Source organism: Bacillus sp. BML-BC051 (assembly GCF_019656175.1).
GTDB classification, from domain to species: domain Bacteria; phylum Bacillota; class Bacilli; order Bacillales; family Bacillaceae_G; genus Bacillus_A; species Bacillus_A mobilis.
Map to the genome: position 1 here is coordinate 15767 of NZ_BPLI01000033.1, position 14652 is coordinate 30418.

General features: G+C 36.7%; 14 protein-coding genes and 1 pseudogene. 1 reads left to right on the plus strand and 14 read right to left on the minus strand.

The window, feature by feature from the left end; all coding sequences use genetic code 11:
- Window positions 1-93: 93 nt before the first annotated feature.
- From K5S59_RS30185 to K5S59_RS15110, 9 genes and pseudogenes are all read right to left on the minus strand, one after another.
- The gene (locus K5S59_RS30185) at window positions 94-474 is read right to left on the minus strand and encodes a group II intron maturase-specific domain-containing protein (RefSeq protein ID WP_230090824.1); all 381 of its coding nucleotides are present in this window, start codon (window positions 472-474) and stop codon (window positions 94-96) included.
- The gene (ltrA, locus tag K5S59_RS15075) at window positions 471-1385 is read right to left on the minus strand and encodes a group II intron reverse transcriptase/maturase (protein WP_230090823.1); all 915 of its coding nucleotides are present in this window, start codon (window positions 1383-1385) and stop codon (window positions 471-473) included. The genes K5S59_RS30185 and ltrA overlap by 4 nt, the downstream gene beginning before the upstream one ends.
- Window positions 1386-1945: 560 nt before the next feature.
- Window positions 1946-3361, minus strand: coding sequence for a branched-chain amino acid transporter BcaP (bcaP, locus tag K5S59_RS15080; RefSeq protein ID WP_000809355.1), 1416 nt, complete (start codon window positions 3359-3361; stop codon window positions 1946-1948).
- A gap of 232 nt (window positions 3362-3593) precedes the next feature.
- The gene (locus K5S59_RS15085; RefSeq protein WP_212981997.1) at window positions 3594-4766 is read right to left on the minus strand and encodes a homogentisate 1,2-dioxygenase; all 1173 of its coding nucleotides are present in this window, start codon (window positions 4764-4766) and stop codon (window positions 3594-3596) included.
- Window positions 4732-5688, minus strand: coding sequence for a fumarylacetoacetate hydrolase family protein (locus tag K5S59_RS15090; protein ID WP_000674017.1), 957 nt, complete (start codon window positions 5686-5688; stop codon window positions 4732-4734). The genes K5S59_RS15085 and K5S59_RS15090 overlap by 35 nt, the downstream gene beginning before the upstream one ends.
- A gap of 66 nt (window positions 5689-5754) precedes the next feature.
- On the minus strand, window positions 5755-6873 hold the full coding sequence (gene hppD / locus K5S59_RS15095) for a 4-hydroxyphenylpyruvate dioxygenase (protein WP_000810916.1): 1119 nt from the start codon (window positions 6871-6873) through the stop codon (window positions 5755-5757).
- A 309-nt stretch (window positions 6874-7182) separates the two neighbouring features.
- A complete protein-coding gene (locus tag K5S59_RS15100; protein ID WP_120449367.1) occupies window positions 7183-7302 on the minus strand; it encodes a DUF3948 family protein in 120 nt (39 codons plus the stop codon).
- 33 nt (window positions 7303-7335) lie between these two features.
- Window positions 7336-7432: pseudogene (locus K5S59_RS15105) on the minus strand (DUF3948 family protein).
- A gap of 40 nt (window positions 7433-7472) precedes the next feature.
- Window positions 7473-7580, minus strand: a complete 108-nt coding sequence (locus K5S59_RS15110) for a DUF3948 family protein (protein WP_000664237.1) — start codon at window positions 7578-7580, stop codon at window positions 7473-7475.
- 451 nt (window positions 7581-8031) lie between these two features.
- On the opposite strand from K5S59_RS15110, the gene K5S59_RS15115 reads away from it, so the two are divergent.
- Window positions 8032-8904 carry a Cof-type HAD-IIB family hydrolase gene (locus K5S59_RS15115; RefSeq protein WP_120449365.1) on the plus strand — a complete coding sequence of 291 codons (873 nt, stop codon included), beginning with the start codon at window positions 8032-8034 and terminating at the stop codon, window positions 8902-8904.
- A gap of 37 nt (window positions 8905-8941) precedes the next feature.
- Here K5S59_RS15115 and K5S59_RS15120 read toward each other — a convergent pair whose 3' ends face one another.
- The 5 genes from K5S59_RS15120 to K5S59_RS15140 form a co-directional block, all read right to left on the minus strand.
- Window positions 8942-9907 (minus strand): ABC transporter ATP-binding protein, encoded by a 966-nt coding sequence (locus K5S59_RS15120; protein ID WP_001005155.1) that lies wholly within the window; start codon window positions 9905-9907, stop codon window positions 8942-8944.
- Entirely contained in the window at window positions 9904-10884 is a 981-nt protein-coding gene (locus tag K5S59_RS15125) for an ABC transporter ATP-binding protein (RefSeq protein WP_098237949.1), read from the minus strand. The genes K5S59_RS15120 and K5S59_RS15125 overlap by 4 nt, the downstream gene beginning before the upstream one ends.
- A 10-nt stretch (window positions 10885-10894) precedes the next feature.
- Window positions 10895-11818 carry an oligopeptide ABC transporter permease gene (gene opp4C / locus K5S59_RS15130; protein WP_000447962.1) on the minus strand — a complete coding sequence of 308 codons (924 nt, stop codon included), beginning with the start codon at window positions 11816-11818 and terminating at the stop codon, window positions 10895-10897.
- A 12-nt stretch (window positions 11819-11830) separates the two neighbouring features.
- A complete protein-coding gene (locus tag K5S59_RS15135) occupies window positions 11831-12787 on the minus strand; it encodes an ABC transporter permease (protein ID WP_000860686.1) in 957 nt (318 codons plus the stop codon).
- A gap of 108 nt (window positions 12788-12895) precedes the next feature.
- A complete protein-coding gene (locus K5S59_RS15140; protein ID WP_120449363.1) occupies window positions 12896-14623 on the minus strand; it encodes an ABC transporter substrate-binding protein in 1728 nt (575 codons plus the stop codon).
- Window positions 14624-14652 lie beyond the last annotated feature (29 nt).

The following is a 14652-nucleotide window of genomic DNA, read 5'->3' on the forward strand; positions in this document are numbered from 1 at the left end:
AATGTAAATTTTCGGAAATCGAGTAGGAGACTAGCCATTAATTGGCTAGTCGACCTCTCACACCACCGTACGTACGGTTCCGTATACGGCGGTTCAACCTTTTAAGTATCGTTGCTCATAAAGTTGGGATAAATCTTTCAGCCCCCATTTTATGAGTTTTTCTTTTGTAATGGCTCGGTGTAGTGTTTCACTTCGTGAAATACGCCAATATCCTTTCCTTGAATTCGCAATCTTCATCGCTTCATCATGTTCAATTCCGTATTGACGTAATTTGGTGTACCTTGTGCGGACACGTTTCCATCTTTTCCATATTAATTGACGTAATCTGTGATTTAACCATCCTTGTATGCTGATAATGAATGTTTTCATATTTGCAATTCCATAATAATTAATCCAGCCGACTGTTGTTCGATTGATTCTATCGACAATTTCTTTGAAGGTTCCTGCCTTTTTACGGCTTGTTAATTTCTTCAATTTGTCTTTAAATCTACTTTTACTTGCTTTACTTGGTCGGCATCCAACTTTCCCCTCAGATTTTGAAGGTGAAATCCCAAGAAAGTAGAGGCAGTTGCTCCACAAACTTTACTTTTCTTTTCGTTAATTGTTAAGCCTAATTCATCTTCGATAAATTTCCTAACGCTTGCCATTACTCTTTCCCCAGCTCTTGGCGATTTTACGTAAATGACAAAATCATCTGCATAGCGTATAAAACGATGTTCTCGTTTTTCTAGTTCTCTATCTAGCTTATTGAGGTAAACATTTGCTAGAATAGGAGATAATGGACCACCTTGAGGTGCACCCTCAGTTGTATCAATAAAAATATCTTTATCTAATATTCCAGAACGCAGAAATTTCCAGATGAGTTTTAGCACAATTTTATCTGTTAGAAATTCTTCTAGATAAGCTCTCAGTCGTTGATGATGGATTGTATCGAAGTAGCTTTTCAAGTCACAGTCTACGACTGTACGATAGCCTTCTTCATAATACTTCTCCGCTAGTTGAATCGCTTGATGAGCGTTTCTTCCTTTTCGAAAGCCGAAACTTTTGTCAGAAAAATGTGGGTCAATGATTGGATAAATGATTTGTAGTATTGCTTGTTGAACCACTCGGTCCAGCACACATGGGATACCTAGATACCTTTTAGAACCATCTGCTTTAGGTATGGCGACTCTTCTCACTGGTTGTGGTTGATAAGTACCATCCTTTAGCTTTTGTTTTAAAGGTTCTTCATGTTTTAATAAGTGCGATTTCAGTTGGTCTACGGTTATTCCATCAACCCCTGGTGCACCTCCATTTGATTTTACTTTCTTATATGCAGCCCATATGTTTTTATGAGATGCAATTCTGTCAATTAATTCGATACCATCCTGTTTCTTCATTTCCATGTTTCCATCCCTACACGCTCTTATTTACTCTTTCGCTTCCAGCTTATCCATCCATAAGTAGCCGTCTTTTGGTCTATACCGCGACGTTTTCTGTGTTTCCGCGGGATGAATCCACCTCCTTGTTTCTTTCAAGATTTAAGATTGTTCAGCCCTTCGCTCCAAATGGGGAGCTACTATGGCTTCTGCTGACTTCTCTTGATTCATCAAACTATCACTAGTCCGATTGTTAATTGAATAACCCTCAAGAGACCTCCCCAGGTAAGCACAACCACTTTCCTCTCATGTAACTGCTGGATTTACTGTATGGGATTTGGGCAGTATTGGACTTCGCTTTGTTTAGCAAGCTCATCCGTCCCAAGTCAGCCTTGTATCCAATTTCTGTTCGTCAGTTCGAGAGTTTGCGTCCGACTTCCTTCAGATTCCACGTCACCATGGACACCCTTGTCTTTCGCTAACAGTTCCTACTGCCAAGCCTGTAGTGGACTTTCACCACCGAGTTGTTGTGCATGCTGGGCACACTAAAAAAACCACCCTAACTGAATTAGGATGGATTTTTCTACTTATAAATTTGCTGCATCATCTTCGTCTTTACTATTATTTAAAGCACTATGTTTTCGGCTATATAAGAAATAAACCGCAATACCGATAACCATCCATACTCCAAAACTAATCCAAGCCGTTCCGGATAATTGAAGCATTAAGTATAAACAAAAAATCACCGTTAATGCTGGTAAAAATGGTACAAGCGGCGCCTTAAATGCTCTTGGTAAATCAGGATGAGTTCTTCTCATTACAATAACAGCAACAGCTACAAGTGCGAAGGCTGATAGAGTCCCCATATTTACAAGATGCGCTAACACATTTAAATCTATTAATCCTGAAATAAGCGCTGCAATAATTCCTGTTGTCCATGTATTTAAAAATGGTGTTTTAAATTTTGGATGGACTTTAGCAAGACGCTTCGGCAATAATCCATCTCTACTCATTGCATACGAAACACGTACTTGCCCATACATCATAACTAACATTACTGTTGTAATTCCTGTAATTGCTCCTACTGAAATTACTCCTGCTAAACTATCTTGTCCAATAAATTGAAGCGCAAAAGCAACTGGATCTGATATATTTAACTGTCCGTATGGAACAATTCCTGTCAAAATAAGTGAAACAACAATATAAAGAACCGTACAAATTAATAAAGATGCAATAATGCCAATTGGTAAATCACGTTGTGGACGTTTCACTTCTTCTGCTGCCGTTGAAACTGCATCAAATCCTATAAATGCGAAAAACACTGTAGCAGCTCCAGCCATTACACCATCTAAGCCAAACGGCATAAAAGGTGTCCAATTTTCAGGTTTTACATAATTAAAACCAGCAAAGATAAATATGAGAACAACCGCTAATTTAATAAACACCATAATATTATTTATTCGTGCACTTTCACGAACACCTCTAGATAAAAGAACTGTCATCACTAAAATAATTAGAACCGCAGGCAAATCAATTATTCCACCCTTTCCTGTACCAGGGGCCGAGGAGAGAATGGTAGGAATATGTATCCCAAATCCCTTTAATAAAGATTGAAAATAAGCGGACCAACCGTTTGCTACAGCAGATGTAGCGAGTAAATACTCTAGCATTAAGTCCCATCCAATTAAAAATGCGAATACCTCTCCCATCGTCGCATATGTGTACGTATACACACTGCCTGAGACAGGAACTGAAGAAGCAAATTCAGCATAACAAAATGCAGCAAAGGCACAGGCTAACGCGGCTATCGCAAATGATAATATAATAGCTGGTCCAGAATGTTTTGCTGCTACCACGCCCGTTAGAACAAAAATACCTGTTCCAACAATTGCCCCGATTCCAAGCATAGTTAAATCCAATGCGCCCAATGTTCTCGCTAGCGTCTTTTGCTTACTTTCTTGCATTAACTTTGCAATAGGCTTTTTTTGAAAAATTTGCTTCATATGCATGCTCCTCCAAGTTTTAAATTTTCTGAAAATTTTTAATTCGCTTTTTTATTTTACTCATTGCACTTTTCCCAGTCAATACTTTTGTCGAAATAAGTAGAAATCTTTCGGAACATACAATATCCTTATCGTTGTTTCTATATATCTTTCCGTATTTTTTTTTGGTATTATTATACATGTCGATTCCACAAAAGAGGCATGCTCAATTATTGAGCATGCCTCTTTTTACCTATTTCACAGTATGTGAACCTTCTTCAATCCAGCTATACATATATTTTTCATCTTCCGTCTCATGTGCTTGTTTTACAATACGAAGCGGACGGAATGTGTCTATCATAACAGCTAATTCAAGCGTTTCTTTTTTCCCTATACTCGCCTCTATTTTCCCTGGATGCGGCCCATGAGGAATTCCGCTCGGATGAAGTGTAATAGAGCCTTCTTCCACACCTTTCCGGCTCATAAAGTTTCCTTCTACATAGTACAGTACTTCATCACTATTCACGTTACTATGATAATATGGTGCCGGAATAGATTCTGGATGATAGTCGTATAAACGTGGTACGAAAGAGCAAATAACGAAATTGTGACCTTCGAACGTTTGATGTACTGGAGGTGGCTGATGAATACGGCCTGTGATTGGTTCAAAGTCCTCTACATTAAAGACCCACGGATATAAATAGCCATCCCATCCAACAACATCTAACGGATGGTGCCCTAAAACATGTTTATGCATATACCCTCGCGACTTTGTCATTACGACAAACTCACCTTTTTCATCATACGTCTCTAATTTTTCAGGACCACGAATATCCCTCTCACAAAACGGACTATGCTCTAACAATTGTCCGTATTCATTGCGATAGCGACGCGGCGTTGTAATTTGACTATTTGCCTCTACAACAAGAAACTTAGTCTCTCCTTCATCTGGAATAACACGATAGATTGTTCCAATTGGAATCGTTACATAATCACCTTTTCGATAGTAAATCGTTCCAAACATCGTTTCAATTTTACCTGTTCCGTAATGAACAAATAACATTTCATCGCCATCACCATTACGGTAGAAATAGTCCATTTTTTCCGTTGGAGTCACTACTCCAATTAATAAATCCTCATTCCCAAGCATAAAGTTTCTTCCGCTTACTGCATCGCCAGTTTTTTTATTTTCTTTCGTGCGAAAATGACGATGAGCAAGAGCTACATCTTCTTCATACTGCAACTGACAGGAATGTGATACCGCCGAATGAGATACTTCCGTTGGCATATAATGATGATATAAAATAGACTGCGTACCAGAAAAACCTTTCGTTCCCATTACCTGTTCACGATAAAGCGATCCATCCTTTTTACGGAATTGCACATGTCGTTTATGAGGTAGCTCCCCCATGTGACGATAAAACATGCCCATCACCTGCTTCCATTTCTTTTTTGACCGTATTACGTAACGTACCTAAACCAGTAATCGTAAGTTCTACAACATCTCCATCTTGCAGCCACTCTTCCGTACCCAGTTCTAAAATACAACCTGTCCCTACTGTCCCAGAACCAATCACATCGCCTGGATATAACGTGACGTCTTCTGAAGCACGTTCAATCATTTCAGCAAATGTATAGTAAATATCTTGGAAGTTCCCCTTTGATAATAGCTTTCCATTTACATGAGCAGTCATCTCTAACTCATAACGATCACCGTTACGATAAACCTCTAGTTCCTCTTTCGTAACAAGGTGCGCTCCTAATGAAGTTGCAAAATCTTTTCCTTTTGCCGGACCGAGCCCTACCTTCATTTCTGTTGCTTGTAAGTCCCTTGCACTCCAGTCGTTCATAATACAATAACCAAAAATGTATTCCTCTGCTTGCTCACGAGAAATATTTCTTCCTTCTTTCCCAATGACGCAAGCAATCTCTAACTCATAATCAAGTTTTTTAGATTTCTTCGGACCGATTACAAAATCATCCGGACCAATTACAGCACGATGGTTCGTAAAATAAAAAACCGGGAAATCGTACCATTCAGGTACAACATCTAACCCTCTTCGGCCACGAGCTGTTTTTACATGCTGTTCAAACGCGTAAAAATCCCGAATGCTACTCGGATTAGGAATTGCCGCCGCTAATTGTACTTCCTCTAAGGAATATACACCCTTTTCTGGATTCTTAATCTTGCGCAATACTTCTACATACTCATCCGCTTTCTCTAAAAAGGCGAACATAGAAGAAGGTAATTTCCCATCACTAGCAAGATTCATATCAATTACTTTGTCACCTTCAAGCCATCCAGCTCGCATTTCTTTCGAAGGAAGACGAAATGTAACAAATTTCATCATGATTCCTCCCTATGAAAATGAAATTTCCACCAGCAAAAAGACTTTTGCTGGTGGATACAAATCTTATAAGTTTCCGCGACGTTCCTGTTCTCTTTCAATTGATTCGAATAATGCTTTAAAGTTCCCTTCTCCAAATCCGCGAGAACCTTTACGTTGAATGATTTCAATAAATAAAGTTGGACGATCTACAATTGGTTTCGTAAAGATTTGTAGTAAGTATCCTTCCTCATCACGATCTACTAAAATCTTTAATTCTTTTAATCTATCAATTTCCTCATCAATTTTTCCAACTCGTGCACTTAACTCATCATAATAAGTGTCAGGTGTATCTAAAAACTCCACGCCATTTTCACGAAGCGCTTCCACTGTTTTCACGATATCGCTTGTTAATAAAGCAAGATGTTGTACACCTGCTCCATTATAGAATTCTAGATATTCTTGAATTTGTGATTTTCTCTTTCCATCTGCTGGTTCGTTAATAGGGAACTTAATACGACTTCCATTTGTCATAACTTTCGACATTAATGCTGAATACTCTGTACTAATATCATCATCATCAAAATGGATCATTTGTTTAAAGCCCATAACGTTCTCGTAATAACTAACCCACTCTTCCATTTTTTCAACATTACCAACTACGTGGTCTACAGCAATTAAACCTGACTCTTCAAATGGAATATTAAACTCCACCTGTTGGAATCCCGGCATAAATGTTCCTTTATAATTTTTACGCTCTACAAGCGTGTGAATTGTATCACCATACGTACCAATAACTGCTTTTTTCAGTGTACCGTTCTCGTCTGTTAATTCCACAGGTGGAGCAATTGCAACGGCACCACGTTTCACTGCTTCCGAGTATGCTTTGTCAACATCGTCAACAAGTAAAGCAACATCTTTTACACCATCACCATGTGTCTTTACAAATTCTGCGATACGATTGTCGCTACTTAAAGCTCCAGACACAACAAAACGCATATTTTTTTGCACAAGAACATAAGATACCTTTTCACGGTTACCAGTTTCTAACCCAGAGTAAGCCACAATTTTGAATCCGAATGCTCTCGCAAGGTAATAACTTGATTGCTTTGCATTTCCTACGTAAAATTCCAAATGATCTACATCACGTACTGGAAAAAAGTCCTCCATTTGTGCAGCTAGCGTATCCATAGATTTTTGTTTCATAAAATCCTCATCCCCCTGTAATAGATTAAATGGTCCATAATTAAAACCAACCGAAAACGCTTCCAACGTAAGTTATTAGAAATTAGTTAGCAAGCTAACAAATTCTGACCTTTAAAATTTTCTATCTTTTCTGTCAAATTCCTCTTTTTTTCTTACATATAAAATTCGACTTTTTTCTCTTTACATGACGGAGGGAATATTAATACTTGAAGGTATATATGAGAGGAAAACAAAAAAGACCCCAACATATTAACTACTTACTAATATGCTAGAGTCTTTATTTTTTTTGAATGATTGTATTTATATATCTCATACTAATACATTTGCAAGGAATAGAATAAATGATGTTAATACTACCGCTCCACCTAATGATCCTAATAAATCTATTTTTGTTACTTGTAACACTTGTTCACTGTTCATATTCCTCATTCTCCTTTCATTTTGTATAATTTAAAACTTCTATTATACTAATACGCTTGATAGAAATACGATTAATGCCGTTACCACTTGCTGATCCTACGAAGTCACCTTTTGTTACTTGTAATACTTGCTCTTTCATTTTGCATTCTCCTCTCTTTTTCTTTATTACAAATCTTCTATTATACTAATACGCTTGATAGAAATACGATTAATGCTGTTAATACTACCGCTCCACTTGCTGATCCTACGAAGTCACCTTTTGTTACTTGTAATACTTGCTCTTTCATTTTGCATTCTCCTCTCTTTTTCTTTATTATCTATATCTAATTTCTAAGAAATGTTTATTTCATAGTTTTTATGTTAGCGTTACATTAAAGTTAATAACGTAACGTTTGTAACATTAATGTAACATAACTATTGTTACGTTGCAATATAATTACGTGAATTTTATTACACTTTTTTTACGATTTTTATAAATACCCTTAAAAACCCTGTTTTCATGCACTTTCCACTAAGTTGACGTTTGTAATATTGTTGTAATATTACAGTCATATAACGAAATATACCCATACTTACCTCTACTTTTGTTACAAATTAAAGTGCATATTTAAATGAATACGCTGGAATCTATCAAGCTTTTACTAACTGTTCGTGCTAGATAAAATACAATCTTTCCAAGATAAGTTTATATGTTTCCTCTATATAACTATGTATAATAAAAGCAAAGAGGTGGTCATTTTGAAATTAATCGCATTAGATATGGATGGTACACTACTATCATCTAATCTTGAGATCTCCAAAGAGAACTTACAAGCTATCCAAACTGCAAAAGAGGATGGTCATATTGTCATGATTTGTTCTGGTCGCGCAAAAGAGGATGCTTTAAAATTATTGGAAGAATATAAACTATCTCTTCCAGTTGGAGCGAGCAATGGGGCAATTGTTTATGTGGATGGAAAGGTAATTAACTCGCGTTGTTTACAAAACGATAAAGTATACAAGCTTGCAAAATTACTAGAATCTGAAGGTTTTCCATATAAGCTATATACGAATAAAGGAGTTTATTCTCCATATACATGGCAAGATCAAGTCATGCAAGCGTTTGAAGAGAACAAGCATGCACTAGATGTTACACTTGAAGAACTTGAAAAAATTACAGAAAAACAAAAGAAATCAAACTTAATTACTGATTTCCAAAAAATCGAAGATGTTGTAAATAATCCAGAATTGGAAATATCTAAATTCTTCATTTTGACATTTAATGCGGCGCATCGTGCACAGCTATTAAGCATGTTACAAGAAGACACTGATATTTCCGTTACGGCATCAGCTCCTACTAATGTAGAAATTATGGATAAGCATGGTCATAAAGGGAACGGTCTACAAGAAATGGCTGCTTATTTCAATATACCAATTGAAGATACTATTGCTATCGGGGACAACTTTAATGATGTACCAATGTTACAAGTAGCTGGTTTATCAGTTGCAATGGGAAATGCTGAAGAAGATGTAAAAAAACTATGTGATGTTGTAACGTTAACAAACAATGAACATGGTGTTGCTCATGCAATCGAGCAATTTGTATTGAAACAAACTTCATCTAGTAAATAAAAAAAGGACTCTTTCTATTTGAAAGAGTCCTTTTCTTTTATACATGATGACAAGCTACAAAATGCTCCTCACCAACATTACGGAATTCTGGTACCATTTGTTTACAAATATCTGTTGCAAACGGGCAACGTGTATGAAAACGACAACCCGAAGGTGGATTTGCTGGACTTGGAATGTCACCCTCTAGTATGATTCTCTCTCGCTTCACTGTTGGATCTGGTATTGGCACAGCCGATAACAATGCTTTTGTATACGGATGAAGCGGGTTCGTAAATAACTCATCACGCGGCGCTGTTTCCACAATTGTTCCTAAATACATAATCCCGATTTTCGTACATAAATGTTCGACTACACTTAAATCATGTGAAATGAACAAATAGGATAATCCCTTTTTCTCCTGTAACTCACTAAATAAGTTAATGATTTGTGCTTGAATAGATACATCTAGTGCTGCCACAGGTTCATCAGCTACAATGAATTCCGGGTTTAATACCATAGCTCTTGCGATAACGATACGCTGACGTTGTCCACCAGAAAACTCATGAGGATACCGGTCAATATGATATGGGGCTAAGCCACATAACTCTAATACTTCTGTTACCTTTTCACGAACATTTTCTTTCGTCGCTAGTCCGTGAGCCAACATTGGCTCGCCCAGTGCTTCTCCAATTCTCATTCTCGGATTTAGTGAGCTAAATGGATCTTGAAACACAAGCTGCATATTAGGACGATGTTTTCTCAATTCCTCTTTTGATAAAGAATGAACATCGTGTCCTTTAAACTTCACTTCTCCCTCCGTTTTTTGGACGAGACGTAAAATTGTTTTTCCTATCGTCGTTTTTCCGCTTCCTGATTCACCAACAAGACCAAACACTTCGCCTTTATTAATAGTAAAACTTACTCCATCAACTGCTTTTACATGTCCAATCGTTCTACTAAATATGCCGCCTTTAATCGGAAAATATGTTTTTAAGTTTTTTACTTCTAATAATGGTTCATTCATTGTTCCGCACGCTCCTCATATAACCAGCAAGCTACTTTATGATTCTCATCATGTACATTTAGATTCGGTGCTTCTTCTTTACATATTTCCATACAATGCTCACAACGACCGCTAAAGTAGCAAAACTCATCCAAACCGACTAAATTAGGAACTTGCCCTGGAATAGAATATAGTTTATCTATTCGTTTTCCCATCACTGGTTTTGATTTCAACAAGCCTTTCGTATACGGGTGTTTCGGATTTTGGAATATCTCTAGTACTGGGGCTTCTTCAATAACTTTCCCGCCATACATAACGACAACGTAATCAGCCATTTCTGCTACAACGCCTAAATCATGTGTAATTAATAAAATGGATGTTTTGAATTCCTCTTTTACTTGTCTTAATAAGTCTAATATTTGAGCTTGAATTGTAACATCAAGAGCCGTTGTCGGTTCATCAGCAATTAATAACTTAGGATTACAACTAAGTGCAACAGCAATCATAATACGTTGTAACATCCCGCCACTTAATTCGTGCGGATAAGAATGGACGATTTCATCCGCACGAGCTATGCCGACTTTACGAATTAACTCAATTGCTTTCTTATACGCTTCGTTTTTACTAAGTAATTCATGCTCCCTTAACGTCTCTACAATCTGTTCCCCTACAGTGAAGACCGGATTTAGCGATGTCATCGGTTCTTGGAAAATCATCGCAATATCATTACCTCGTAAACTACGAAGCTCTTTCTCTTTCATTCCTAAAAGACTTTTTCCTTCATATAAAATATCTCCGCCTACTACACTGCCGGATTCAGCAATAAGTCCCATAATAGATAAAGCTGTTACACTTTTCCCGCAACCTGATTCACCTACTACACAAACCGTTTCACCTTCTCGAACAGCAAAACTAACATGGTTTACAGCCTTTACTGTCCCTTCTTCTGTCTGAAAGTGTGTTTGTAAATCTTTCAGTTCTACTACCGCTCTACTCATACCTTCTCACCTACCGTCTCATCTTTGGATCTAACGCATCACGAAGTGCATCACCAAGTAAATTAATGGATACAACTGTTATAAAGATTGCGAAACCTGGCGGAATCCATAACCACGGACGCTTTTGAAAATCAATTAATGAGTTAGCTGCGCTAATCATATTCCCCCATGATGGTGTAGGTGGAACAACTCCGAGACCTAAGTAACTTAGTGCGGATTCACTTAAAATAGATCCAGCCACACCCAAAGTTGCTACAACAATAAGCAACGGAAAGACGTTAGGAATTAAATGATGGATAATTTTCCGAGAATCCTTTAATCCTAATACATCTGCTGCTTGCATAAAGGCTTGCTCCCGCAATGTTAAAATTTGTCCCCTCACAAGACGAGCAAGTCCTGGCCATCCTACTAAACTTAAAATAATCATTACAACATATAAACGGTATTCCGATGGTAATTTCCATTCTGACAGAATTGCTCCCATTATAATAAGTAGCGGTAATCCCGGAATGGACATTAACACATCCGCAACACGCATAATTAAATGATCTACAACCCCTCGATAAAAACCAGCAATCGCTCCTAATAGAGCTCCTAGTATAACGGATAGTAGCATCGAAGCTAAACCAATCGTTAGTGAGATACGTCCTGCTTGCATAAGTCTAGTTAAAATATCCCGTCCCAACTGATCGGTTCCAAGCCAATGTGATAGGCTGGGTGGCTTATTAATTTGTGTTACTTGTACTTTCCCATCAGCATACGGTGAAAAGATTGGACCGATAAAACTAAATAAAAACATGAATATTAAAACGTATAAGCCATACAATGCCATCTTATTTTTCTTGATTTTTTTATACGCTTGGCGCCATGGTGATGATTCATTTCTCTTTTTTCGTTCTTTCTTTTTCTCTATTATTGGTGTAATAGTCTCCATATCTTTCCCCCCTTACTTCAATCGAATTCTTGGATCAACAAACGCATATACAATATCAGCTAAGAAATTAGCCATAATGGTTAAACAAGAAAGAAACATCGTAAAGGCCATTAATACCGTATAATCACGGAAGTTTAATGCTTCTAATTGAATACTCCCAATCCCTGGCCAGTTAAAAATCTGTTCAATAATAATAGCTCCTGAAAATAAACCTGGTAATTCAAAAGCAAGTAATGTAATTGCTGGTAAAATTGCATTTTTCAATGCATGTTTATAAATAACAGTTCTTTCTTTTAAACCTTTTGCACGAGCAGTACGAATATAATCTTGCCTAACAACATCCAACATGCTGGTTCTAAAATATCGTGTTAACGATCCTACACCAAGAAGCGTTAAAATAAACACAGGTAGAATCATGTGACGTAATACTTCAAATATGTACGCTATCCCTGTTGAGTTACTCCCAATATCAATCATGCCACCAATAGGTAGTAACTTTAAATCAACTGCTAATAATTTAATTAAAAATAATCCGATAAAGAATGATGGAAATGACATTGCTGCAAAGACACCGATTGTTACTAATCTATCAAACCAAGAGTGCTGCTTTGTTGCAGAAATAACCCCAATAATAAGAGCAATAATCCAAGTGAAAAATAAAGCTGCAACAGCAACGATAAATGTATTCCAAATAAATTTATTAAGTAATGAAGTTACAGGTTCTTGATACTGTAAAGAAAATCCAAAATCACCATGTAAAGCATTCAATAACCAGTGAAAATATCTTTCAATAATTGGTTTGTTTAAGCCATACAATTCCCTTAACTCTTGAGCTCTCTCTGGTGTTAACTTTGGATTTGAATCAATATAATCCCCCGGCAAAAGTGCAAATAAGAAAAAAATAATAATAGATGTACCAAACAATGTAGGGATCATTTGAAGGAACCTACGAATGATATATGTTTTCACCTTTTGTCTCCCCAATCCTATTTACTTAAAAATAGAAGAACATTTTTTCAAAACAGCTACTATTCCATCGCTGTATGAAAAAATGCCTTCTATTATTTAGGTCAACCCTTATTGTTCAATAGATAACACCGGTAAGTTGGAACTAATGCTATCGTACTTTTCTGGATCAATTCCTTTTATACGTGCATTATGAGCATAAAGTAGTTTACGATAGTTTAATAAAATAACTGGTGGATCATCACTTAACTCTTTGTACAGTTCTTTATAAATTGCTTTACGTTTTTCAATATCTGTCGTCCCTATACCTTTTACAATCAAGTCATCTACTTTCGGGTTGTTATAACCCGTATCACTTTTTGGATTCGTTGATAAGTAATCACTTACAACTTCACTTGGATCACTAATTCCTGGTGTTGAAACTGCCGCTAAATCGTAGTCACCTTTTCCTACTTTTGAAAGCATCGTATTAAAGTCCATCAACTCTGGGTTTAATTCAACACCGATTTCCTTATAACTTTCTTTTGCAATTGGAATAAAGATATCATTTGTTTTACCTGTATTTGATGCGTAGTATGTTAATTTTAATTTTTGACCATCTTTTTCACGAACCCCGTCAGAACCTACTTTCCAACCAGCCTCATCCAATAATTTTTTAGCCTTTTCTACGTCGTGTGGATATTTATTAATACCTTCTTCTGTATATGCCCATGAAACTGGCGCAATTGGTACGTTAGCAACAGATCCATATCCTTGTAAAGCTGTATCCACATACTTCTTACGGTCTAATCCATAAGTAAGTGCTTGACGTACCTTCTTATCTTTCAAATACGATTTCTTATTATTTACATAGATATAAGCAATATCACTTGATGATTCAAGATTAATATTTGCAAACTCTAATCCTTTTAATTGGTCTATATTCTCAGGATTTGCTCTAAATCCACTATAGTCCAGTTCACCTGTTTGGAATAATTGGAATCCAGTATCACCTGATGTGATTTTGTAAATAAAGTTTTTGATTTTTGGTTTACCTGCATAATAATGTTCGTTAGCAACAAAGCGTACTTCTTGACCTGGAACATATTTTTCAAATTTATATGGACCCGCTGCAATTGGTTGCCCATATAATGCTTTTAAATAGTCTAAACTTGTATTTTGTTTATAATCTTTTCCATAGTAAGCTTTTGATAGCACTGGGCCACCTAAATTCGTTAGCGCCTGTGAATTAACTTTTTCAGTTGTAATTTTAATTGTCTGTGGATCAACAACTTGAATTCCTTCAATAGAAGTTGCTTTTCCTTCCTTATATTCTTTCCCGCCTTTAACAGCATACTGAGCAATATCCAATCCACCTTCATACGCTTTATCATGAAGTAGTGTTAGTGTAAATGCTACGTCATCCGCCGTTAAAGGCGACCCATCACTAAATTTTAAATTTTTACGTAAGTGGAATGTATATGTTAACTGGTCAGCAGAAATATCCCATTTTTCTGCAAGATCCGGAACAGGTTTACTTTGTTTGTCTGTTGTTACTAATGACGCAAAAATAACAGACGTTACATTTCCATCCCAACCATTATCTTGGAAATACGGAAGGAAAACTCCCCCTGGCTTAGAAATGGCTGTAATAAAAGTATCTTTTCGTTGATTTGCTTTCTCTGGACTTTTCTTTTTATCTGTAGCTGGAATTGATTCAATCTTAGCGTCTTTTAAATCCTGCTTTTTTACCGGTTCTGTAGAAGCCGTATCTTCCTGTCCCCCACAAGCAGATAACACAAGCGAACTACTCAGTAATACCGAAAATACACCAGCCCATTTTTTTGTCTTTGTCTTCATTGTCCCCACCCTAACTGTTTAATAGTTAT

Bases quoted from the DNA above. Each gene is read 5' to 3' on its own strand.
- K5S59_RS15110 (WP_000664237.1), bottom strand. From the start codon at position 7,580: ATGAAAGAGCAAGTATTACAAGTAACAAAAGGTGACTTCGTAGGATCA.
- K5S59_RS15125 (WP_098237949.1), bottom strand. From the start codon at position 10,884: ATGAGTAGAGCGGTAGTAGAACTGAAAGATTTACAAACACACTTTCAG.
- K5S59_RS15140 (WP_120449363.1), bottom strand. From the start codon at position 14,623: ATGAAGACAAAGACAAAAAAATGGGCTGGTGTATTTTCGGTATTACTG.
- K5S59_RS15120 (WP_001005155.1), bottom strand. From the start codon at position 9,907: ATGAATGAACCATTATTAGAAGTAAAAAACTTAAAAACATATTTTCCG.
- bcaP (WP_000809355.1), bottom strand. From the start codon at position 3,361: ATGAAGCAAATTTTTCAAAAAAAGCCTATTGCAAAGTTAATGCAAGAA.
- hppD (WP_000810916.1), bottom strand. From the start codon at position 6,873: ATGAAACAAAAATCTATGGATACGCTAGCTGCACAAATGGAGGACTTT.
- K5S59_RS15090 (WP_000674017.1), bottom strand. From the start codon at position 5,688: ATGAAATTTGTTACATTTCGTCTTCCTTCGAAAGAAATGCGAGCTGGA.
- K5S59_RS15100 (WP_120449367.1), bottom strand. From the start codon at position 7,302: ATGAGGAATATGAACAGTGAACAAGTGTTACAAGTAACAAAAATAGAT.
- ltrA (WP_230090823.1), bottom strand. From the start codon at position 1,385: ATGGAAATGAAGAAACAGGATGGTATCGAATTAATTGACAGAATTGCA.
- opp4C (WP_000447962.1), bottom strand. From the start codon at position 11,818: ATGGAGACTATTACACCAATAATAGAGAAAAAGAAAGAACGAAAAAAG.
- K5S59_RS15085 (WP_212981997.1), bottom strand. From the start codon at position 4,766: ATGTTTTATCGTCACATGGGGGAGCTACCTCATAAACGACATGTGCAA.